The organism is Neptuniibacter sp. QD48_11, assembly GCF_047778095.1.
In the GTDB taxonomy this organism is placed as follows: Bacteria; Pseudomonadota; Gammaproteobacteria; order Pseudomonadales; family Balneatricaceae; genus Neptuniibacter.
The window spans coordinates 382,102-404,228 of the sequence record NZ_CP180551.1; the positions used below are offsets into that span (position 1 = coordinate 382,102).

Below are 22,127 nucleotides of genomic sequence, written 5' to 3' on the forward strand. Positions count from 1 at the left end.
GATGATTTTGTTGAATGGAGTGGGAGGGGCGTTACTCTTCGGAATTGTTTAGTGCCATGCTTATGAGTGCGCTGTAGAGCTGGACTAAGTTACCAATAAATAGATGGTGCTCAGGTGAATCCGTTGAAAGGATATGTAAATTTTGGATCGCGTTGTGGAGGGTATCTAAAAATTCTAAGTCATATGTTTCTGCTGCTTGGCCTGCTTGTAAGCGGTCTCGAAGCTCATAGGCGCGAGGGAGCAGACGTTTCTGAATATCCAGAATACTAATTTGAATGACGTTTTCTTTGCGAGAAGTATCCATGAGTGCTGCGATTCGCTTGGTTCGATATTAACAGCATAGTAGGCATTCAGGGTTTGTGTTTTTGAAATCTAGTCGCTCAGCCTTTGACTTTGATACCTAACGAAGAATAGGCTGCTGCTGTAACGTCTGGATCTAACGGCGGCGGAGTTATATCGACTTCAGCGGAGAGTTGTTTTACAACACACTTGAGCGCTTCTATCCGTGTGTACCATTTATGGTTGGCTGCAATGACATTCCATGCTGCAGTTTCTGTATGTGTGTAGTGCAACATGTCATTGATCGCGTGAGTATAATCTTCCCAGCGCTCACGATTACGAATATCTTCGGTGGTTAGCTTCCAGCGTTTTACCGGATTGTTGAGGCGTTCGGTAAAACGTCTCAGCTGTTCATCAGGGGTAATATGCATAAAGATTTTTATTATGCGAGCGCCATCATCAATCAAGCTGCGTTCAAATTCATTTATCTCTTGGTAGGCTCTCTGCCATTGCTGTGGTGAAGCAAACTCCTCAACCCGTTCGACTAATACGCGGCCATACCAAGAGCGATCAAAAATTGCGATAGAGCCTGCGGGTGGCAATTTTTCTTGGAAACGTTGCAGGTAATGTTTGCTTTGTTCGATCGACGTTGGTGCACTAATCGGGTGAACTGTGAAACCTCGTGGGTCTAACTTTTCGGTCAGGCGTCTAATAGCGCCACCTTTGCCGCTGGCATCCCAGCCCTCAAAGACAATAATAGCCCGGCGATTTTGATGGTAATAAGCTTGTTGTACTTCGAGAATGCGCTTTTGCCACTTTTTTAGTTTTTTGAGGTAATCATCCTTGTCTTGCAGTACTGCATTGTCGAATGTAACGGAATCAAGATTCGGAGAGGGCGATCTTAAAATTATTGGGCTGGGCGTGTGCATAACAAGTTCTCCCTCATTTATTGGGCAACGGCTCAGGGTAGTTCCTAATTGCTGCTCTTTAGCCAGTCTCTGGCAGCTGTTGTTATTTTTTCCACAGCGGTATGTGAAATCTTACGCTCGATCGAGATTGCGTAGAAGTTATTCACAATTTCATTGGTTTCTCCCAAGGTTACTAAACCTAGCTGCGAAGATACTTCATCTCTAATCGGTGTCGGTACCACCATGATCCCTTTTCCGGCATTTGCGAACGCTTTGATTAATGCGCTGTCATCAAATTCCCCTACCACGCGAGGATGGATTCGGTTCTTACTAAACCACTGTAGCAGTTGTGAGCGGACAATGGTTGTTTCGCTCGGAAGTAGCATAGGGGAGCCATTAAGGTTATGTGGAAATTCTCCGCTTAGTTGCTCAACCACTGATGGGCTTGCCATAAAACTACTGCCACAGGTGCCTAAGCTATGGCTAAAACCATTAATACTGACATCAGATGGGATCGGTGATTCTGAAATCACCAGGTCTAATCTATGCAGGGCAAGCTCTGCGAGTAGCTCGTTAATATCACCTTCATGGCAGATCATTCTGACATTGTTGATGTCATCCATCGCCGGGGAGAGTAAGTGATAAGCGATCGATTTCGGTACTACATCTACCACGCCTACTTTGAAAACTAAGGGGCGGATCTTATCTAAATTACGGACCCGTTCTTCAAGCTCTCCACCTAGTGAAAAGATATCACTGGCGTAGCTTAAAACCATATGACCCGTTTCTGTTAGCTCTAATTGTCGGCCCACTTTTGTGAAGAGTGAGCAGCCAAGATAGTCATCAAGCAAGCTTAACTGAGCACTTATTGTATGTGGAGTAACACTTAGACGCTCTGCAGCAGCGGCGATGCTTCCCTCTTTAGCGACCATCCAGAAATAGTGAAGGTGTTTGTAATTAATCATTAAAAACTCGGTAAAATCGATGCTTTTGTTAATAATAATCGAGTTTTATTGTTTTTGGTAGGCGGTTAAATTTTGAACTGTTGATGCCGGAAAGCCAAAAGGCTTTTGGTTAGAAAAAATCAGGAGGGGTGTATGAATACATCTATAAGATCTTCAGCAACTCAAACGCAAACATCGGCGTTAGAGTCTAATAAGGTACTACGCAACACCTATGCATTGTTGTCTATGACTTTGCTATTCAGTGCTATTACTGCTGGTGTCTCTATTGCTCTACAGCTACCTCACCCCGGCGTCATCATCTCTTTAGTCGGCTTTTTCGGTCTGTATTTCTTGACCTACAAGCTGCGCAATAGTGTCTGGGCGCTGCCTTCAGTCTTTGCTCTGACTGGTTTTATGGGTTACACCCTTGGCCCTATTGTTGGTCATTATTTGGCGATGCCGGGTGGCGGTTCCATCGTAATGAACGCAATGGGTATGACAGGGATTATTTTCTTAGGCCTGTCAGCTTATGTCCTAACCACACGTAAGAACTTTACCTTTATGGGTGGCTTCTTAATGGTTGGTGTGTTGCTAGCGTTTGTTGCAGGTTTAGGTGCAATCTTTTTCCAGATTCCTGCACTGTCTCTCGCTGTATCGGCAATGTTCGTTTTGTTGATGTCTGGTTTTATTCTTTATGAAACAAGCAACATCCTGCACGGCGGTGAGACAAACTACATCATGGCAACAGTGTCCTTGTATGTATCCATCTATAACTTGTTTACCAGTTTATTGCATATCCTAGGTTTCCTAGGTGGTGAAGATTAAGACATTAAACCCTTTATTAGCTATGCACTTGTGATAACCCCACTGGGGTATTCAGGCGACCTTTTAGGTCGCCTTTTTTTATTTCAGCCAATCGGCAGCTACTTGAATGGGTTGTTGATCTCGTTCTGAAACCCAAATGGCCAATGCATGCTTTTGAGACGTTTGAAGATGGGGTAGTTCAAAGCTCCAGTTATAGTCTGATTGGGCTTTTTGTTGCTTATGTAACACCACAAATTGATGTTGAAGTAAGCGGCCTGCATTTTCGCCCGAAGTGACTTGGCTACTGAGATCAAAGCCGAGTACAGCAACATGAGCTATAAGCGCCTTTCGGTCTTTTGTAGGTGTATAACTCACTTTAAGTGTTTGGGTGTTGAGGCTTGCTTTAAGAAGTCCTCCAGAGAAAGATTGATTAGGTAGGGTTTTACCTTGGAAAAAACCTCGCCATTCTTTACCAGAGCTAATCCAGCCAGGTGTATATACACTTCTGAAATTTCCTAAGCGGCGATGATTATATTGGCGCTGTTTAAACTCAGGTTGGGCAAAGCGATCTTTCCAGCCAATGTAATCCCAATAATCTACATGAAAGGCTAAAGGCACGACCTTTTTCCAAAGGTCAGGGGAGTTTACAAAACTGTTGATATAGCGTTCTGCGGGTGGGCAGCTGGAGCAGCCTTCAGATGTATAGAGCTCAACTAACTGAGGTACAGGTCCCTGATTTTCAAAGATCTGCTCAGCCATTAAGTTTTGAGGTAACAAATAAAGACTGGCAGCGATTAAAGCGTTGGTGAATAGTTTCATGGCTCTGTCCTCCCATTTTCTGTGAGACTTCAGAGCGCTGGGTGAGTTCAGTTATTCTGTCTCAATCTTGCAAGCGGGGCTTTTGCCTGGGAGTGTTTCAAAAGCATCGAGTTGGTTAACCGTTTGATACCAGTTCGCTCGACTTCCCCAAAAAAGATTACGTTCGGGTGATACCCCAAGGTCGGTATCAAGTGTGCCGGCAGGGATGATCATTGCTTTGCCTGTTTGAGCTAACCACGGCAGGTTAGATCCACACTTTTTACAAAAACAGACCGCAAAATGTTTGGCATCGCTCGGTTCATAGCGTCCTACCGATGATTCGCCCGCTGTCCATCGGAATTGCTCAGGCGGCATAATGATATTACTGGCATGCGCGCTGCCTGTGGTTTTGCGGCAACGCGAACAGTGACAATATTGGAAAGTAGAAAAGGGAGGTGATATTTCATATTGAACATCACCACACAAACAGCTGCCGCTGTAAATCTCCTTAGCACTCATTACAATATCCTAGCGATCAAACGCAGTAACCATTGAATCTAGTTGTTTTACCAGTTCATGCAGTTCACTGCTAGCGGAAGCGGTTTCATCAGAGGCTTCACTGTTGCGGCGGGCTAGATCTCTTATCGCGACAATATTTTGTTGAATCTCTTCTACAACTGAAGACTGTTGTTCAGAGCTGCTGGCGATTTGCAGGCAACGATCTGAAATATCATCAATAGAACTTTGTACTGTTTGGAATGCTTCATCAGCAATATTAGCGACATCCACACTTTGTTTAGCGTGGTCGCGGCTTTGCTCCATGATGCTGACGGTTTTATCCACTGCAGACTGAACACTTTCGATTGAAGTTTCAATTTCTTGCGTCGAGTTTTGAGTACGAGTTGCTAAGGTACGGACTTCATCAGCTACCACGGCAAAGCCACGTCCCGTTTCCCCTGCTCTTGCTGCTTCGATTGCAGCGTTAAGTGCAAGTAGATTGGTTTGTTCAGCAATATCGTTAATCACAGTCACTACATTGCCTATGGCATCGGTATGCTGTTTAAGCTCCATCGTTGCTTCAGTCGCTTCCACGACTTCATTGGAAAGGTCTTTAATGTGATTTACCGTATTATAAAGAGCCGTTCGACCTTGCTCAGTGGTAGAGCGCGCATTTTGCGATGCATTCGACATGTCGCTAGTGTTAGACGCAATTTCTTGAGATGCGCAGGCCATTTGGTGAACTGCCGCTGCGACCATATCGCTTTCTTTATCTTGTTGGCTGATTCCTTCATTAGTTTGTCGGATCGCGTTATCAGTAACATCAATTGCTTTATCAATAGTGTGACTCACATCGCCCAATCGTGTAAGCACGGTGGTGTTTCTGGCTTCATTCATCTGCAAAGCGAGATCGACTTCACCAAACTCATCTTGTCGTGGACAATACATTAATTGGATAAGTGGATTACTAAAACGCTTACGTGCACGATCCGCTAGCTCCTTAATTGGAGAGGTGAGACGCAATAAGCAGCCACCTAGGAGTAATTCGGTCAGTGCCATAATTCCCAAAACAGCAAGGGATGCGTCAGCAAACCAAGCAGCAATTAAGCTAATTAAAGATATTAAAGCGAAGATACCGAACGTTTGGTTGCTAATGGAGTTTAACTTAAGCGCTTTTCCTGCTTTACCAGCATTGGCAACGGCATAAATAACTTCGGCTTTCGATACTTGCTCCGCAGAAGGTTTAAAACGCACCGATTGGTAGCCAACCTTTTGGCCTTTTTCGTATAGAGGGGTTACATAGGCATCCACCCAATAATGATCACCATTTTTACAACGATTTTTAACGATGCCTCGCCATGCCTGATTTTCCTTTAATGAGGTCCAAAGATTATCAAAAGCAGCAGGTGGTACATCTGGGTGACGAACAATATTGTGGGCTTTACCTAAAAGTTCTTCTTCGCTGAACCCTGAAATATCGCAAAAAACCTGATTAACGTAGGTAATCCGTCCTTTGAGGTCTGTTGTGGAAATAATGCGCTGACCTTCGGGCAGTACTACCTCACGGTTGGTAACTGGCATTTTTTTCATGGTTCACCCTTCTTCGCATACAAAAGAAAAACTAACGGTTCTTAATTATTAGATGTGTACAATGTGTCTTATCTGCATAGTTTAGTAATAGTTATAGCTGTATTTAAATGATATAGCTCAGCAGGCTGGCTAATTTATTGATAATTTTGAACGTTTAATCTCCTGTTAGCTCAGATAATAGAAAGGAATAAAGCATGTCGTTTCGATTGGAATTTAAAGTGCGTGATTACGAGTGTGATCTGCAAGGCATCGTTAATAATGGTGTTTACTTCAATTACTTGGAGCATGCGCGTCACGAGTACCTGTTAGATAAGGGAATCGACTTTGCTAAGTTGACCGAAGATAAAATTCATCTGGTCGTTGTTCGCTCTGAAATGGATTATAAAAATTCCTTAACCAGTGGTGACCGCTTTGTTGTTGAAGTAAGCGTCGAACGGGTGAGTAAAGTTAAGTTTGGTTTCCGTCAGCGTGTGGTTCGATTGTCAGATGAAAAGGTAGCACTTGAAGCGTTAGTCATTGGAACGGCATTAAATGAAAGGGGCCGTCCATTTGTGTTACCAGAAATTGCCGCATTGATGCCGGAAGAGTAGGAAGAGACAGTACCCAGTGAATTTTTCAGCTTGGTTGTTAGCAAATGAACCGATCGTGCGCTTAAGCTGTTTCTTCGGTGTATTTACCTTGATGGCCTGCTGGGAGTTTAACCATCCTTTTCGACCCTTGCTGCAAGAAAAGTGGCTTCGCTGGCGATCGAATCTCAGTTTAGTTGTACTTAATAGTTTGTTACTGAGAGTTATGTTTCCGGTAGCTGCTGTTGGTGTTGCTGGATATGCGCAGGCCAAAGGGTTTGGGCTTTTTGTATGGTTGGATTTGCCTATTTGGTTGGAGGTCTTATTAGCTGTAGTGCTTTTGGATTTTCTGATTTATGCACAGCATGTTCTCTTTCATAAAGTTCCTTTGCTATGGCGTTTTCACCGCATGCATCATGCGGATCCAGATATTGATGTGACCACGGGGGCTAGATTTCATCCAGTTGAAATTGTCCTGTCGATGCTGATTAAAATGTTGATGGTGTTTCTTCTGGGGCCAGCGGTGGTTGCGGTGATCTTATTTGAAGTGTTACTCAACGCTTCAGCTATGTTTAATCACTCGAATATACAATTGCCTAAACTATTAGATGGGGGGATTCGTTGGCTGTTTGTTACCCCTGATATGCATCGAGTGCATCATTCAAAAATTCCCAGTGAGACGGATAGTAATTATGGCTTTGCGTTATCCTGTTGGGATCGAATATGTAAGACTTATATTGAGAAGCCCGCTAAAGGCCGAGTAGGTGTAGAGATTGGATTAAACGAGTTTAATGATCCAAACACCTCCTGCCGTTTGGGTGGTATGTTGATGTTACCGTTTAAAAAGTGATTATTTAGTTTGAGTTAGCTGTGACCAGAAGGCATTGATCAACGGGTTCTTAAGTTTTTTCTCTAAAGTCACTATCCCAACTTCATAGGGTTTGAGTTTAGGTGTAATGTCGAGTACTTCGACACTGTTTGCTAGTGGGCTGTTTTGCAGAACGATCTCAGGTACAACCCCTATGCCAAACCCTAGACTTACCATGCTAACAATCGCTTCGTTACCCGATACCTGCGCGTAGATAATCGGTTTTATATCTTGATCTTTAAACCAGCGATCGACCCTTTTACGAGCCAAACCCGCTTCGGATAGGATCATCGGTGTGGAGCTATCTGGCCGAACCGGTGGTTTGTCTTGACCTTGTAGTCCCTGTTTTGGCGCTATGAAGAGTAATGGCGAGATCGCAATCGTCTTAAACGCAATCCCCGCCGGTAAAGTGTCAGGTTTGGCGCTAATAGCAAAGTCTTCATCTCCTGATAGTATCCGGGATATAGCGTGTTCATGATCCCCGGTGTGTAACTTGATCTCTATTTTGGGATAGTCGGTACGGAACTCACTCAAGATATCGAATAGGAAGCTGTAACTGGCGGTAACCGAGCAATACATGCTTATTTCGCCCTGAAGTTCACCCGACCTTTCCATCAGTTGAGTGCGCACCATATCCCATTGACCTAGAGAATCACGGGCATAGTCTAAGAAGATTTTGCCTTCTGCCGTTAGGGCTACACTGCGGTTATCTCGTTCAAACAGATCTGTGCCGACTTCTTCTTCTAACTGCTTGATGCTTCTGCTTAGTGCCGAAGGGCTTATGTAAGAAGCTTCGCTTGCTCGACCAAAATGTAAGGTTTCGGCTAAGTGAACGAATTGTTTGAGCTGTTTGATATCCATAATGTTGCGCTTTTTCGAATGTTTCTCTTATTTTATGCCAATTTTTAATCTGATAGGAGTGTCTCTGCTTATTTTTTGTTCAGTTTTGTCATATTTCTATGCTATTTTCTATGTTGTTATTGTGCGGCGCACAAAAGCAGCAGGAGGCACGTATGACAAAGTCATTGAATTTGGCATTACAGGGTGGTGGTGCTCATGGAGCATTTGCTTGGGGCGTTTTAGATCGTTTACTTGAAGAAGATATCAAGCCTCAAGCGATCAGCGGAACTAGTGCAGGTGCTATGAATGCGATTCTGCTTGCACATGGTTGGCAGTTGAATGGTGCTTTAGGAGCAAAGGATTTATTAGACCAATTTTGGCACAAGGTTTCTCTTAACTCTCCTTCGGAGTTGGTAGGTTCTCAGTTGCCCGATTCCCAGATGACGGCGGTGACAGGGTTTATGCTTGATCTCTTGCGTTATCTATCGCCTTACGACCTTAACCCGCTCGATATTAATCCATTGCGTGGTTTGCTGGATGATATTGTCGACTTTGAAATGCTGAGAAATGATGGATCAATACAGTTATTCATAGCTGCTACCGATGTTACAACAGGAAAAATTCGTCTATTTAGAGAGAATGAACTGACCACGGAGCATGCTTTGGCTTCGGCGTGTTTACCAACGTTGCATCAAGCAATTGAAATTGATGATTGTTACTACTGGGATGGAGGCTTCTCCGGCAACCCTGCGGTGTATCCGCTGATCTTTGATTGTCAGGAAGAGGATATCTTAATGGTTTTGCTTCAGCCTATGCAGGGACGTGATCTCCCGACGACCTCTCATGCGATTAACCAACGTGTGACTGAGTTGGGTTTTCAAAGTACTTTTTTACGAGAGATGAGAGCGATCAGCTATACCCGACTGCAGGCAAAAGGTAAGTTTTTCAGTTCCAGTAGTCTGGAGCGGCGGTTCAAAGCGCTACGTTTTCATCTGATTGAATCGGGCGAAGTGTTATCTAGTCTGGAACAAGCCAGCAAATATGATACTCGGCAGGAGTTTCTTTTAGGTCTCAAGGAAAAGGGGCGAAATGCTGCAGAACAGTGGGTTGGATCAAACTTCAGTGCGATAGGGCAGCAGCCAAGTTGTGACATTGAGGCGATGTTTTTATAGTACAAGAGTAATGAATTGGTATGGATGTGTAAGATGGTTAAAAGCCGGAATCAACTGAAGTTGTTACTGCTTCAGATCCGAGATGAAGATCAGGTTCGCAGGGAAGAACTAGAGAGTTTTGCTGAATATTGCGGGCTTAATATCGAGCAGTTTGATGTACTTAATGTCTTTGATACACCGACATTTCCAGATACTGCTGCTGATAACTATGACGCTTTGTTAGTCGGTGGTGCCAGTGAAGCGAATGTACTTTTTCCAGACATTTACCCATTTGTAGATCAGTGTCAGCAGCTCATTTTACGTTGTGCAGAAACCGACAAACCAGTGTTTGCCTCCTGCTTTGGTTTTCAGTTAGCGGTATTAGCGCTTGGTGGTGAGATCTTGCATCGAGAGAAAGATTTCGAGATGGGTACAATACCTATCTCGCTTGATCATAGCGTTTGGCAGGATCCAATATTTCGCGATACCCCCGACAATTTTTATGCAGTTTCAGTACACAAGCAGTACGCAAATGAACTGCCGAAAAACTGTGTTTCCCTTGCTTACACAGAGCAATGCATCCATGCATTTAGAGTAAAAGATAAGCCTTTCTGGGCTTTTCAATTTCATCCTGAGGTTGGTAAACGAATCTTGGTTGAGCGACTGACCTTTTACAAAGATAAATACACTGATGGAGATGATCATCTTGATCAGGTACTTGCGACCGCTAAAGAAACGCCTCAATCTAATGCATTGTTAACCAAGTTTGTGGATAGAATTCTTTTAGATCAGGATCATCTAGATCTCTAGAAATGGCATCCTAGCGCTGGTCACAGTAGAATGGGGTTTCTCTATTTTATGGAATATAAAAAATCGCGATGAATGAGCCGCAAAATCAAGATAATCAAGAACCAATAAAGCCTCGTAGCCGTGGGATCTACCTGCTGCCTAATTTATTTACGACAGGGGCATTGTTTTCAGGGTTCTATGCAATTGTTGCGAGCATGAATGGGCACTTTGAAAATGCCGCAATAGCGATCTTTGTTTCGATGGTGTTGGATGGGCTTGATGGTCGAGTAGCACGTATGACCAATACCTCCAGTGCATTTGGTGCCGAATATGATTCACTAGCGGATATGGTTTCCTTTGGTGTAGCGCCTTCGCTCGTGGTGTTCTCGTGGGTATTGGATGATATTGGCAAATTGGGTTGGTTTGCGGCGTTTATCTATGTCGCAGGAGCTGCTTTAAGATTGGCTCGTTTCAATACCCAAATAGGTTCTACAGATAAGCGTTACTTTATAGGTTTGCCTAGCCCTGCAGCGGCGGCTGCAGTAGCCGGTTTAGTATGGGCTGCGACTGAATACGAAATAGATGGATCAGCTTATGTCTATTTGATTGCTGCGTTTGTTGCTTTGGTCGGTGTTTTGATGGTGAGCAATGTGCTTTATTACAGCTTTAAAGACGTAAGCCTAAAAGAGAAAGTACCTTTCTTGATCTTGGCGGGTATTGTCTTGGCTGTTGGTATTATCTCTATCAGCCCGCCAGCATTTTTATGGATTCTATTTCTGGCTTACGCAGTATCTGGGCCTTTATTGTGGGTCATGCGAAAAACTAAGCAGAAGCCTGTGGCCTAAGAGTCAGATAGAAGCATTTCAGAATTTATTTAACGGCTCCTTTAAGGGGCCGTTTTTCTGCTATACCTCATAATAGCCCCTATAGAAGGAGATTATTATGAAACCCTTCCCCTGTAACTGCCGTCCCCTTAAAACTCTTGTGTATACGGTGATTTTTCTGCTCTTTATTATCGTGATGATGAGTGGTGCATTCATGCTGGTGGATAAGGTCTAAAGAGCATATTTGCTTATGACTTACTTGCAAAATTTTCATCGCTGCTATACTTGCAGTTAACAACCAAGTGGATTGGTCGGAAATGATAGGACGGAGTCCAGGCGAAAAGAGAGCCTGCCCGAACCCTGTCGCTACCGACGTTGAAATAGAAGTACAACGCCCTTAGTGAGAGGTTTCTGACAGGCTCTTTTGCGTGTATAGCAAAGGGGGCTGCAATGATAAAAACAATATCGGGATATGTTGCACTGTTATTGTTTGCTAATAACCTCCAGGCTGATTGGGAGGTAAATCTCACCCGAGGTGTTACCGAAATCAGTCGAGAGGTCTATGACCTGCACATGATCATTTTCTGGATCTGTGTGGCTATTGGTGTCGTTGTTTTTGGCGTGATGCTCTGGTCGGTGATCTATCATCGCAAGTCTAAAGGAGCCAAAGCTCATAACTTCCATGAAAGCCTTGTTGTCGAAATTGCTTGGACCTTAATTCCCTTCGTTATCCTGATTGCCATGGCTGTTCCAGCAACGGCAACCTTAATTAAAATGTACGATAACTCGGAATCAGAAGTTGATATTCAGATTACAGGTTATCAGTGGAAATGGCGATATCAGTACCTAGCGGAAGATATCGATTTCTTCTCAAGTCTCTCTACCTCGCGAGAGCAGATCAACAACAAAGAAGCTAAAGGTGAGCATTATCTGCTTGAAGTAGATAACCCTTTGGTGATTCCTGCAGGTAAAAAGGTACGCTTTTTACTGACCGCCAATGACGTTATTCATTCCTGGTGGGTGCCTGATCTTGCAGTGAAAAAGGATGCGATCCCCGGTTTTATAAATGAAGCATGGACTATTGTGGATAAGCCCGGTGTTTATCGCGGGCAGTGTGCAGAATTGTGCGGTAAAGACCATGGGTTTATGCCAATTGTGGTCGAAGTAAAGACACCAGAAGAATATGAAGCTTGGCTTGCTGAAGTTAGGCAAGCAGATCAAGAAAAAGCAGCTGAAGGGCAAAAAGATTGGTCGCTTGCAGAGCTTATGGAAACAGGGGAGGCGGTTTATAGCAAAGCTTGTTTGGCCTGCCATCAAGCTAATGGTGAGGGAATTCCGGGTGTTTTCCCCGCTTTGAAAAACAGTCCAATCGCTTTGGGTGAGCCGGGGCCTCATATCGATATTGTGCTTAATGGTAAAAAAGGCACGGCAATGCAGGCGTATAGAGATCAACTGTCGGCTGTGGAACTGGCTGCTGTAATTACTTATGAGCGAAATGCTTGGGGTAATAAGGTGGGTGATCTAGTTACACCGGCGCAGATTGCTGAGTTGAAAGAGTAGGAGGGGTCATGGATACGGTTGCAGCTTCTCATCATCATGGTCCAGCTACCGGTATAGGGCGTTGGTTATTCACAACCAATCATAAAGATATTGGAACTCTCTATCTCTGGTTTAGCTTCTTAATGTTCCTTACTGGCGGATGTATGGCATTGCTAATTCGAGCTGAGCTATTTCAGCCGGGTTTACAGCTCATTCAGCCTGACTTCTTTAATCAGATGACCACCATGCATGGTCTGATCATGGTTTTTGGTGCGGTTATGCCAGCGTTTGTCGGCTTAGCCAACTGGATGATCCCCATTATGGTTGGTGCTCCAGATATGGCGCTGCCAAGAATGAATAACTGGAGCTTTTGGACTTTACCTTTCGCGTTCGCGATGATGCTATCTACTCTATTTATGGATGGGGGGGCGCCAAATTTTGGTTGGACATTCTATGCGCCGTTATCAACTACCTATGCACCGCCGAGCGTGACCTTCTTTATCTTTGCGGTACATATGATGGGGATTAGCTCGATTATGGGGGCTATTAATATTATTGCCACCATACTCAATATGCGTGCGCCGGGTATGACCATGATGAAGTTGCCACTCTTCGTTTGGACTTGGTTAATTACGGCATTTTTATTGATTGCTGTTATGCCGGTATTGGCAGGTGTGGTCACAATGATGTTGATGGATATTCACTTCGGAACCAGCTTTTTTGATGCTGCTGGGGGTGGAGATCCAGTGTTATTCCAGCATGTATTCTGGTTCTTTGGTCACCCTGAGGTATACATCATGATCTTGCCTGCTTTCGGTATTGTCAGTGAGATCATTCCGACTTTCGCAAGGAAGAAGCTGTTTGGTTATACCTCGATGGTTTATGCCACAGCTTCTATAGCTATTCTATCCTTCATCGTTTGGGCGCATCACATGTTTACAGTCGGCCTACCTTTGGCTGGTGAATTGTTCTTCATGTTCACAACTATGCTGATTGCCGTGCCTACAGGGGTAAAAGTCTTTAACTGGGTCGCAACGATGTTTCGCGGTTCAATGACGTTCGAAACGCCGATGCTATTTGCACTCGCATTTGTGGTGCTTTTCACTATTGGCGGTTTTTCAGGCTTGATGTTGGCGATCGCACCGGTCGATTTTCAATACCACGACACGTACTTTGTAGTTGCCCATTTCCACTATGTCTTAGTACCTGGTGCGGTCTTTGCCATTATGGCTGGAGCGTATTATTGGTTACCTAAGTGGTGCGGCAATTATTACAACGAAACCATGGGTAAAGTGCATTTCTGGTGTAGTTTTATCGGGGTGAATATCACCTTTTTCCCTATGCATTTTATCGGCTTAGCGGGTATGCCACGTCGTATACCTGACTATGCACTTCAGTTTGCCGATTTCAATGCGGTGGCTTCAGTAGGTGCGTTTATCTTCGGGCTATCGCAACTAATTTTCCTTTATAACATTGTGAGCTGTATTCGTAAGGGTAAGCAGGCCAGTGCGGAAGTTTGGGAAGGGTCTCACGGTTTAGAGTGGACCCTACCATCCCCTGCGCCTTATCACAGCTTTAGTACACCGCCAGAGGTGAAATAACAGCACTTTTGAGAGGTTGTTATGACAGAGCAACGACATAAGAAAACAGTGCTATCACTGTTAAGTGGAACCCTGATTATGTTTGGGTTTGGCTTCGCGTTGGTACCTCTATATGACGTGTTTTGTGATATCACGGGGCTAAATGGAAAAGTGGATTTGGTTGCTGCGGAACCTAGTTTGGTTGTGGATAACAGTCGACAGGTAAAATTGCAGCTGGTGGCTATTAACAACGAATCTATGCCTTGGCGATTTAAACCAGAAAAGACTTCTATCATCTTGTCGCCCGGGGAGATGTACCAAACAGCCTATAAGGCGGGCAATCTGACCGATAACTTCATGATTGCGCAAGCAGTCCCTTCGGTTTCGCCTTCAGAAGCTGCGCCTTATGTGCAAAAGATCAATTGTTTCTGTTTCGAACGGCAGCCGCTAAATGCGAAAGAATTAAAGGCGATGCCGCTGGTTGTTTCTATCGCACCTGAGCTTCCTAAGCACATCAAAACAGTAACACTCTCATACACTCTATTTGATATTACACCAGAAGCGGAAGTGAATTTGTCTGCGAGGAGGAACTCTCTATGAGTACTCAAACTTACTATGTGCCAGAACAAAGTCGTTGGCCTATTTTAGCATCGATCGCTTTGTTCTTTATGGCTTACGGTGCAGGCAGCTTAATCAATAGCTTTACCGCAGAAGAGGCTGGTGGAGCCGGTTTAATTCTTCTATTAGCAGGTGCATTGGGAATGGGGCTTATTTTGTTGGGCTGGTTTAGCAACGTTATCCATGAAAGTGGTGAAGGCTTATACAGCCCACAAATGGATCGGTCATTCCGCTGGGGAATGAGCTGGTTTATCTTCTCTGAAGTTATGTTCTTTGCTGCATTCTTTGGCACTTTATTTTATGTAAGAACGTTAGCAGTGCCTTGGCTGGGAGGTGAAGGTGATAAAGGTGTTTCTAACATGCTGTGGGAAGGCTTTGAGGCACAGTGGCCTTTGATGGTGACACCAGATCAAAATGCTTTTCCGGGCCCTAAAGAGGTGATAGACCCTTGGCATATACCACTTTTTAACACCATTTTACTGATCGCATCTAGTTTTACCGTCACCCTTGCACATAAAGCACTTAAGTTGGATCAACGCTCTAGGGTGGTGTTTTGGTTAGCTGTGACTGTCTTGCTGGGCAGCGTGTTTCTATATTTTCAAGCTTATGAGTATGTACTTGCTTACAACGAATTAGGCTTAACGCTTAATGCCGGTATATACGGGGCAACCTTTTTTATTCTTACAGGTTTTCATGGATTACATGTCACTTTAGGCACGCTGATGTTGATCATTATTTGGTTGCGGGTAATCAAAGGGCATTTCAGTTCAGAAAAGCATTTTGGTTTTGAGGCGGTGGCTTGGTATTGGCACTTTGTTGATGTGGTATGGGTCGGCTTGTTTCTATTTGTTTATATCTTGTAGTCGATTAAAGCCCGTGAGGAACAATCTCACCGGTATAGAAGCCATAAATAAGTACCGCGATGATCATGACACTAAAAGTGACCCTGAAGAAAAGTGAGTTAACGGTTCGATGAGATTGAGCTTGATCTCTTACTAAGAAGTAGAGGCCGGAAAATAAACTGATGAGAACGGCCATAAACAGAAGTAGTAAAAGTAACTTTAACGACATGCGCAGTACCTGATTGCTGTTCTTGGTGTAGGTAACTATGAGTAAAGTTCAGAGTGGTTCAGCCTTCAAGTGGATGTTGTGGATATCTGGAATTGTATTGTTGCCATTATTGATCGGACTGGGACTTTGGCAGTTGGACAGAGCGGAACAAAAGCAAGAGCTATTGGATAGCTGGCAACAAGCAGTACCAAGTCAGAAATTGCCGTTGGAGCAAGAGATGATAAGAGGGAGTTATAAAGCGGTTATCTTGAAGGGAGTGTTCGATCGAGAACGGTACTTTCTTTTAGATAATCGAGTACGAGAGGGGCGTGCTGGTTATGAGGTCGTTGCTCTATTTACTGCGGCTAGTGGTCGAAATGTATTGGTGAATCTTGGTTGGGTGTTAGCTTCGCAGGATCGCGGGGTTTTACCTGAAGTTGAAGTGCCTAAAGCTCAGCAAACGATAAGTGGCAGCGTCAGGGTGGTTGAGAAAGGTTTTGCTTTATCAAGTGATGATCTAGCAGAGAATCGGTGGCCTAAGGTAATTCAGCAATTGGATGTGGAAAAAATATCGTCTCGGCTAGTTACAAGTATTGATATGTTGGAAATAAGGCTAACAGAGCCGCTTGTTTCAGGTTTAGATCTAAATTGGCCAGTAGTGAATATGAAGCCAGAGAAACATTTAGGTTATGCATTTCAATGGTTCGCTATGGCATTTGCGTTGTTGTGTTTATTGATTTGGAGCGCTCTAAAGATAAGAAAGGAGGCTATATATGAACAGGTTTAGTTTTTGGCTTGTTTGGGCGGTTGGCTTAGTACCCATGCTGGTGGCTTCTTTTATGTTTTTTACGGGGATGATGATTCCAGAGCAGCGTGTTCATTCAGGTACTCTGCTTTCTGATCAGCATATTAATGATCTGAGCTTGGTTGGGAGTGAGCTGAAACAGCGTAAGTGGCAACTGTTATTAACTAAGCAAGATGATTGTGTTGAGCGTTGCGAGAAATGGTCAAAGGTGCTTAGCAATCTGCACACAGCATTAGGTAAGGAGCAAGATCGGGTCAAGCTGTTACAAGTGGATCTGAGTGCAACCACGCTAGATAGGAATGAGTTTGGAAAGTTAGGAACGGCAATATGGGTCGTCGACCCATTAGGCAATATGGTGCTGCGATATACCTTATCAGATGAGCCGAGTCTGATTCTTAAAGATCTACGCAAGCTGTTGAAAATGTCCCGGATTGGATAAGCCACGGGGGAATTAATGTTAAAGCTGATATGGCGGTTGAGTAATGTGGCATTAGTGCTTGCGCTCTGCGTTGTGTTGTTAGGAGCGTGGACTCGAATTAACCATGCGGGACTAAGCTGCCCTGACTGGCCAGGGTGTTATGGCTATATGTTGATGCCAACTGATCAAACCGCTTTGATGGCTGCACAGGATATGTACCCCGATACACCTATAGAGCTTGCTAAAACAGCGCTAGAGATGGGGCATCGTTATTTAGCGGGAACTTTAGGCCTAGTCATAGCGGCTTTGGCTTTTTGTGCCTATAGATTAAGGCGCGTGCAAACATATCCGGTTTATTTAAGTTATGGCTTGCTCTTGTTAGTGACAGTGCAGGCTGTATTTGGAATGTGGACGGTCACATTAAAGCTTTACCCGCCAGTAGTGACTTTGCATCTGTTAGGGGGAGTGCTGACGTTAACAAGTGTATATGTCCTCAGAAGCAAAGTGAAAACATTGATGGCTGGAGTGAAAAAGCAAAAGACTAAATGCAGTAAGTGGATCAAGTATGCTTTGGCTGCTTTGTTACTGCAGATAGTGTTGGGTGGTTGGACCAGCTCAAACTATGCAGGGCCAGCTTGTGGTCATTGGCTAAGTTGTAGCATGGGAGGGAATACCAGCAGCGATTTTACGAGAGGTTTTAATCTTACGGAAACTATTGGGCCAAATTACCAAGGTGGCTTGCTGCCGTTAGATGCACGTGTAGCAATTCAGCAGGGGCATAGAATCGGTGCGCTAGTGGTTTTAATTTTGTGTACTTGGCTGGTGGTTAAATTACATCGACAGATATATATGCGAAGTTGGCTATATGGGTTGTTAGCCTTGTTATCGATCCAGATATTGCTGGGTGGATTAAACGCTATTTATGCAGTGCCTAATCTGTTGGCGATTGGGCACCATGCAGTGGCGGTTGGATTATTGTTGGTTCTGTTAAAAATTTATGAGCTGCGGCTACGGACTGTAGAGGTGAATCATGGATAACCAAGAATTAGTAAGCATTCGCACAGAAGGAGTTTCTTGGCGAGATTATCTGATTTTATGTAAGCCTAAGGTTGTTGTCGTTATGCTGGTGACTGCTGCTGTGGGTATGTTTCTAGCAGTGCAGGAAATTCCACCGATTAGTAACGTCTTATTAGGCCTCGTTGGAATTGGCATGGCAGCTGGCTCTGCAGCAGCAGTAAATCACATTATGGATCGTAAAATCGATGAAAAAATGGCTCGGACCAAAAGGCGGCCTTTACCACAAGGCAAGTTAAGTCCCCTACAAGCACTGCTATTCGCCGCTGTGCTTGGTGTATCAGGAATTGCAATCTTGGTCTTCTGGGTCAATGCGCTGACAGCATGGTTAACTGTTGCTGCGTTAATGGGTTATGCGGTGGTCTATACTGTATGGCTGAAAAGAGCGACACCCCAGAATATTGTAATCGGCGGTATAGCCGGTGCAGCTCCACCTCTATTAGGCTGGACTGCTATAACAGGCTCTATAGAACCTAACGCATTGCTACTTGTACTTATTATCTTTTCTTGGACGCCTCCACACTTTTGGGCTCTGTGTATAGCTCGTAAAGAAGATTATGCAAAAGCAGGTATCCCAATGCTGCCAGTTACCCATGGTGTTTCGTATACCCGTTTGCAGATCCTGCTATATAGCTTGTTAATGGTGGCAACAACGTTATTCCCGGTTATGACGGGAATGAGTGGAGCGATCTATCTAATTTTGGTTTTAGCACTAAATATTAGATTTTTATATAGGGTTGCTTGCTTGTGGACAGAGCCAAGTCAGTCACCCATGTTACTTTTTAAATACAGTATCAATTACATCATGCTGTTATTTGTAGCATTGCTTGTAGATCACTACATGATATGAAAAACAGCATTGTTTAAGACTTAAAGTTCCTGAAACCTGTGGAAACGGAGAGAAAATCAGTAATGAAGCAAGAAGTTAATTGATGTAGCGCTAATGGATTGGTGCTGCACCTAAATTAAACGAGGGGATGCATCATGTTTATTCAGCATATGATGGGAATAATGTACCACCCAAAAGAGGAGTGGGGTCAAATAAGAAAAGAGCACTACAGCGCGTCGCATATATATATGCAACAAATAAGTATTCTGGCTGCCATACCAGCAATCTCAATGTTCATCGGGACAACCCAAATAGGTTGGAGCATTGCGGGTTCTGAATATGTGAAGCTAGATGCAATGAGCGCCTTGCCTGCTGCAATCGCATTTTACTTTGCAATGTGGGTTGGAGTTGGGTTTATAACATGGGCCATTCATTGGATGGAGAAGAACTATGGTGGCAATGTTTCATTTGATGATTGCCTATCGCTAGCAACTTACACAGCGACTCCAATGTTCTTAGCAGGTTTATCTGCGTTATATCCATTGCTCTGGTTTAATGTGACAGTTGGCTTATTCGCAATTTGTTACACGGTCTACCTACTCTATATAGGTGTGCCAGTAATAATGAAAATACCTGAAGAAAGAGCCTTTCTGTTTTCGACCTCTATCTTGACAGTGGGACTCTGTACACTAGTGGGTATTATCGTTGCTTCTGTTATTCTATGGGGCACAGTGATTCCGCTAAATTATATTCCGGTGTAATACCTTTATAGGTCATAAATAAGTCCGGAAATGAAAGGCGCTTAAACAAAATTGTAAGCGCCTTTCTTGTTTGTTGTATAAGTAATAGCCATGTCTGATTAGTCCTTGATCTATTTCCAGTGATTTGTAAGTTTTTTTCAACTTTTTTCACTTTTTTTAAGATTGGGTGTTGACCCTTTTTCAGATGTCTGTAGAATTCGCCGTCCTTGCTTAGGGAGGCCGCTTTTAAAGGGGCTGCAGAGCTGAGTGAGGTGCTTAGTAAGTGATTGAAAACATTGGTTTTTAAGATTTCTTACGGAGCAGGATTCAAAGTCCGGTTGCTGAGTAAAAGCTTTTTACAAAATTGCAAAATAAACGGTTGACTTTGAATGAGCGCACAGTAGAATATGCGCCTCGCTTGAGACGAAACGCTGAGTCAGCGGAGAGTCAAAAAAGCAACGCTCTTTAACAATTTGATCAGATAATTCGTGTGGGCGCTTGTTGAGAAGAAGCAAACTTTTTCTAGACAAGCAACCAAGTGAATTCATTTAAAGCGATTTACAAAGGTTTAACGTTCTTAAGAATGTTATCCGGTTGTTTAGTACTAGAGCCCGTTACCACATTCCTGGTAACACAAATGATTTAAACTGAAGAGTTTGATCATGGCTCAGATTGAACGCTGGCGGCAGGCCTAACACATGCAAGTCGAACGGTAACATGACTAGCTTGCTAGTTGATGACGAGTGGCGGACGGGTGAGTAACGCGTAGGAATCTACCCAGTAGCGGGGGATAAGCCAGAGAAATTTGGTCTAATACCGCATACGCCCTACGGGGGAAAGCAGGGGATCTTCGGACCTTGCACTATTGGATGAGCCTGCGTGAGATTAGCTAGTTGGTGAGGTAATGGCTCACCAAGGCGACGATCTCTAGCTGGTCTGAGAGGATGATCAGCCACACTGGAACTGAGACACGGTCCAGACTCCTACGGGAGGCAGCAGTGGGGAATATTGCACAATGGGCGCAAGCCTGATGCAGCCATGCCGCGTGTGTGAAGAAGGCCCTAGGGTTGTAAAGCACTTTCAGCAGTGAGGAAAGGTTAGTAGTTAATACCTGCTAGCTGTGACGTTAACTGCAGAAGAAGCACCGGCTAACTCCGTGCCAGCAGCCGCGGTAATACGGAGGGTGCGAGCGTTAATCGGAATTACTGGGCGTAAAGCGCGCGTAGGTGGATTGGTCAGTCAGATGTGAAAGCCCAGGGCTCAACCTTGGAACTGCACCTGATACTGCCAATCTAGAGTACGGTAGAGGGTAGTGGAATTTCCTGTGTAGCGGTGAAATGCGTAGATATAGGAAGGAACACCAGTGGCGAAGGCGACTACCTGGACCGATACTGACACTGAGGTGCGAAAGCGTGGGGAGCAAACAGGATTAGATACCCTGGTAGTCCACGCCGTAAACGATGTCTACTAGCCGTTGGGAGACTTGATCTTTTAGTGGCGCAGCTAACGCGATAAGTAGACCGCCTGGGGAGTACGGCCGCAAGGTTAAAACTCAAATGAATTGACGGGGGCCCGCACAAGCGGTGGAGCATGTGGTTTAATTCGACGCAACGCGAAGAACCTTACCAACTCTTGACATCCAGAGAAGTTACTAGAGATAGTTTCGTGCCTTCGGGAACTCTGAGACAGGTGCTGCATGGCTGTCGTCAGCTCGTGTTGTGAAATGTTGGGTTAAGTCCCGTAACGAGCGCAACCCTTGTCCTTATTTGCCAGCACTTCGGGTGGGAACTCTAAGGAGACTGCCGGTGACAAACCGGAGGAAGGTGGGGACGACGTCAAGTCATCATGGCCCTTACGAGTTGGGCTACACACGTGCTACAATGGCCGGTACAGAGGGCCGCGAACCTGCGAGGGTAAGCTAATCTCAGAAAACCGGTCGTAGTCCGGATTGGAGTCTGCAACTCGACTCCATGAAGTCGGAATCGCTAGTAATCGCGAATCAGAATGTCGCGGTGAATACGTTCCCGGGCCTTGTACACACCGCCCGTCACACCATGGGAGTGGATTGCACCAGAAGTAGCTAGCTTAACCTTCGGGAGGGCGGTTACCACGGTGTGGTTCATGACTGGGGTGAAGTCGTAACAAGGTAGCCCTAGGGGAACCTGGGGCTGGATCACCTCCTTAAACGAAAGCCGATTCTCGGCAAGCGTTCACACGAATTATCTGATCAGAGAAGTTAAGAGCAACGGTGTAGGCTTGTAGCTCAGCTGGTTAGAGCGCACCCCTGATAAGGGTGAGGTCGGTGGTTCAAGTCCACTCAGGCCTACCAATAATAGCCTTACTGTTTTCTTTGGGGCTATAGCTCAGCTGGGAGAGCGCCTGCTTTGCACGCAGGAGGTCTGCGGTTCGATCCCGCATAGCTCCACCATCATCCTAAGGATGAGAAGGAAGAGTTTTAAAACATATTGTCGGTTAAGACATTATCTTTTAAAGCTTTTTTGCTTTAAACGCTCTTTAACAATTTGGATTTGATTCATTTGATTTAGATTTAAGACATGTAGTTTTACTGCATGCGCCAATTCGGCGAAATCTATCGTTACTAGCAATACAAGTTA

General features: G+C 44.5%; 23 protein-coding genes, 2 tRNA genes and 1 rRNA gene. 18 read left to right on the top strand and 8 right to left on the bottom strand.

Features of this window, described 5'->3' with window-relative positions:
- Nucleotides 1-31: 31 nt before the first annotated feature.
- From ACMXYU_RS01730 to nhaR, 3 genes are all read right to left on the bottom strand, one after another.
- On the bottom strand, nucleotides 32-304 hold the full coding sequence (locus ACMXYU_RS01730; RefSeq protein ID WP_415899926.1) for a hypothetical protein: 273 nt from the start codon (nucleotides 302-304) through the stop codon (nucleotides 32-34).
- 76 nt (nucleotides 305-380) lie between these two features.
- Nucleotides 381-1,208: a polyphosphate kinase 2 family protein gene (locus ACMXYU_RS01735; RefSeq protein ID WP_415899928.1), complete on the bottom strand. Its 828-nt coding sequence runs from the start codon at nucleotides 1,206-1,208 to the stop codon at nucleotides 381-383.
- Between the two features lie 44 nt (nucleotides 1,209-1,252).
- Nucleotides 1,253-2,152, bottom strand: coding sequence for a transcriptional activator NhaR (gene nhaR, locus ACMXYU_RS01740; RefSeq protein ID WP_415899929.1), 900 nt, complete (start codon nucleotides 2,150-2,152; stop codon nucleotides 1,253-1,255).
- A 132-nt stretch (nucleotides 2,153-2,284) separates the two neighbouring features.
- Between nhaR and ACMXYU_RS01745 the strand changes: the two genes are divergently transcribed.
- Nucleotides 2,285-2,956 (top strand): Bax inhibitor-1/YccA family protein, encoded by a 672-nt coding sequence (locus tag ACMXYU_RS01745; RefSeq protein WP_415890075.1) that lies wholly within the window; start codon nucleotides 2,285-2,287, stop codon nucleotides 2,954-2,956.
- A gap of 78 nt (nucleotides 2,957-3,034) precedes the next feature.
- On the opposite strand, the gene ACMXYU_RS01750 is transcribed toward ACMXYU_RS01745, so the two are convergent.
- The 3 genes from ACMXYU_RS01750 to ACMXYU_RS01760 are packed head-to-tail and all read right to left on the bottom strand — an operon-like array spanning nucleotide 3,035 to nucleotide 5,821.
- Nucleotides 3,035-3,754 (bottom strand): DUF1223 domain-containing protein, encoded by a 720-nt coding sequence (locus ACMXYU_RS01750; RefSeq protein ID WP_415899930.1) that lies wholly within the window; start codon nucleotides 3,752-3,754, stop codon nucleotides 3,035-3,037.
- Nucleotides 3,755-3,805: 51 nt separating this feature from the next.
- Nucleotides 3,806-4,252 (bottom strand): GFA family protein, encoded by a 447-nt coding sequence (locus tag ACMXYU_RS01755; RefSeq protein WP_415899931.1) that lies wholly within the window; start codon nucleotides 4,250-4,252, stop codon nucleotides 3,806-3,808.
- A 9-nt stretch (nucleotides 4,253-4,261) separates the two neighbouring features.
- On the bottom strand, nucleotides 4,262-5,821 hold the full coding sequence (locus tag ACMXYU_RS01760) for a methyl-accepting chemotaxis protein (protein WP_415899932.1): 1,560 nt from the start codon (nucleotides 5,819-5,821) through the stop codon (nucleotides 4,262-4,264).
- 194 nt (nucleotides 5,822-6,015) lie between these two features.
- Between ACMXYU_RS01760 and ACMXYU_RS01765 the strand changes: the two genes are divergently transcribed.
- Both ACMXYU_RS01765 and ACMXYU_RS01770 read left to right on the top strand, forming a co-directional pair.
- On the top strand, nucleotides 6,016-6,411 hold the full coding sequence (locus ACMXYU_RS01765) for an acyl-CoA thioesterase (RefSeq protein ID WP_415890079.1): 396 nt from the start codon (nucleotides 6,016-6,018) through the stop codon (nucleotides 6,409-6,411).
- Nucleotides 6,412-6,427: 16 nt separating this feature from the next.
- Nucleotides 6,428-7,237 (top strand): sterol desaturase family protein, encoded by an 810-nt coding sequence (locus ACMXYU_RS01770; protein ID WP_415899933.1) that lies wholly within the window; start codon nucleotides 6,428-6,430, stop codon nucleotides 7,235-7,237.
- Here the strand turns inward: ACMXYU_RS01770 and ilvY are convergent, their stop codons facing one another.
- Nucleotides 7,238-8,116 carry an HTH-type transcriptional activator IlvY gene (gene ilvY, locus ACMXYU_RS01775; protein WP_415893225.1) on the bottom strand — a complete coding sequence of 293 codons (879 nt, stop codon included), beginning with the start codon at nucleotides 8,114-8,116 and terminating at the stop codon, nucleotides 7,238-7,240.
- 152 nt (nucleotides 8,117-8,268) lie between these two features.
- On the opposite strand from ilvY, the gene ACMXYU_RS01780 reads away from it, so the two are divergent.
- The 7 genes from ACMXYU_RS01780 (at nucleotide 8,269) to ACMXYU_RS01810 (ending at nucleotide 15,459) form a co-directional block, all read left to right on the top strand.
- On the top strand, nucleotides 8,269-9,267 hold the full coding sequence (locus tag ACMXYU_RS01780) for a patatin-like phospholipase family protein (RefSeq protein WP_415899934.1): 999 nt from the start codon (nucleotides 8,269-8,271) through the stop codon (nucleotides 9,265-9,267).
- A 33-nt stretch (nucleotides 9,268-9,300) separates the two neighbouring features.
- The gene (locus ACMXYU_RS01785; RefSeq protein ID WP_415899935.1) at nucleotides 9,301-10,056 is read left to right on the top strand and encodes a type 1 glutamine amidotransferase; all 756 of its coding nucleotides are present in this window, start codon (nucleotides 9,301-9,303) and stop codon (nucleotides 10,054-10,056) included.
- Between the two features lie 68 nt (nucleotides 10,057-10,124).
- A complete protein-coding gene (pssA, locus tag ACMXYU_RS01790) occupies nucleotides 10,125-10,880 on the top strand; it encodes a CDP-diacylglycerol--serine O-phosphatidyltransferase (protein WP_415899936.1) in 756 nt (251 codons plus the stop codon).
- Nucleotides 10,881-11,309: 429 nt separating this feature from the next.
- Entirely contained in the window at nucleotides 11,310-12,419 is a 1,110-nt protein-coding gene (coxB, locus tag ACMXYU_RS01795; RefSeq protein ID WP_415899937.1) for a cytochrome c oxidase subunit II, read from the top strand.
- 8 nt (nucleotides 12,420-12,427) lie between these two features.
- Nucleotides 12,428-13,999 carry a cytochrome c oxidase subunit I gene (gene ctaD / locus ACMXYU_RS01800; protein WP_415899938.1) on the top strand — a complete coding sequence of 524 codons (1,572 nt, stop codon included), beginning with the start codon at nucleotides 12,428-12,430 and terminating at the stop codon, nucleotides 13,997-13,999.
- Between the two features lie 21 nt (nucleotides 14,000-14,020).
- The gene (locus ACMXYU_RS01805) at nucleotides 14,021-14,578 is read left to right on the top strand and encodes a cytochrome c oxidase assembly protein (protein WP_415899939.1); all 558 of its coding nucleotides are present in this window, start codon (nucleotides 14,021-14,023) and stop codon (nucleotides 14,576-14,578) included.
- Complete coding sequence (locus ACMXYU_RS01810; protein ID WP_415893232.1) at nucleotides 14,575-15,459, top strand: cytochrome c oxidase subunit 3; 885 nt, start codon at nucleotides 14,575-14,577, stop codon at nucleotides 15,457-15,459. The genes ACMXYU_RS01805 and ACMXYU_RS01810 overlap by 4 nt, the downstream gene beginning before the upstream one ends.
- Nucleotides 15,460-15,463: 4 nt before the next feature.
- On the opposite strand, the gene ACMXYU_RS01815 is transcribed toward ACMXYU_RS01810, so the two are convergent.
- A complete protein-coding gene (locus ACMXYU_RS01815) occupies nucleotides 15,464-15,667 on the bottom strand; it encodes a twin transmembrane helix small protein (RefSeq protein WP_415899940.1) in 204 nt (67 codons plus the stop codon).
- A gap of 37 nt (nucleotides 15,668-15,704) precedes the next feature.
- Here ACMXYU_RS01815 and ACMXYU_RS01820 point away from each other — a divergent pair, with 37 nt between their 5' ends.
- The 8 genes from ACMXYU_RS01820 to ACMXYU_RS01855 all read left to right on the top strand — a co-directional run bounded on the left by ACMXYU_RS01820 (nucleotide 15,705) and on the right by ACMXYU_RS01855 (nucleotide 21,940).
- A complete protein-coding gene (locus tag ACMXYU_RS01820; RefSeq protein ID WP_415899941.1) occupies nucleotides 15,705-16,433 on the top strand; it encodes an SURF1 family protein in 729 nt (242 codons plus the stop codon).
- On the top strand, nucleotides 16,420-16,890 hold the full coding sequence (locus ACMXYU_RS01825) for a hypothetical protein (protein WP_415899942.1): 471 nt from the start codon (nucleotides 16,420-16,422) through the stop codon (nucleotides 16,888-16,890). The genes ACMXYU_RS01820 and ACMXYU_RS01825 overlap by 14 nt, the downstream gene beginning before the upstream one ends.
- Before the next feature lie 15 nt (nucleotides 16,891-16,905).
- A complete protein-coding gene (locus ACMXYU_RS01830; protein WP_415899943.1) occupies nucleotides 16,906-17,907 on the top strand; it encodes a COX15/CtaA family protein in 1,002 nt (333 codons plus the stop codon).
- Nucleotides 17,900-18,793 (top strand): heme o synthase, encoded by an 894-nt coding sequence (gene cyoE, locus ACMXYU_RS01835; protein WP_415899944.1) that lies wholly within the window; start codon nucleotides 17,900-17,902, stop codon nucleotides 18,791-18,793. Before ACMXYU_RS01830 ends, cyoE begins: the two co-directional genes overlap by 8 nt.
- A gap of 134 nt (nucleotides 18,794-18,927) precedes the next feature.
- On the top strand, nucleotides 18,928-19,533 hold the full coding sequence (locus ACMXYU_RS01840) for a Yip1 family protein (RefSeq protein ID WP_415883295.1): 606 nt from the start codon (nucleotides 18,928-18,930) through the stop codon (nucleotides 19,531-19,533).
- 623 nt (nucleotides 19,534-20,156) lie between these two features.
- Nucleotides 20,157-21,696: ribosomal RNA gene (locus ACMXYU_RS01845) — 16S ribosomal RNA — on the top strand.
- Between the two features lie 68 nt (nucleotides 21,697-21,764).
- Nucleotides 21,765-21,841: transfer RNA gene (locus ACMXYU_RS01850), tRNA-Ile, on the top strand.
- Nucleotides 21,842-21,864: 23 nt separating this feature from the next.
- A tRNA-Ala gene (locus tag ACMXYU_RS01855) sits at nucleotides 21,865-21,940 on the top strand.
- Nucleotides 21,941-22,127: the final 187 nt, after the last annotated feature.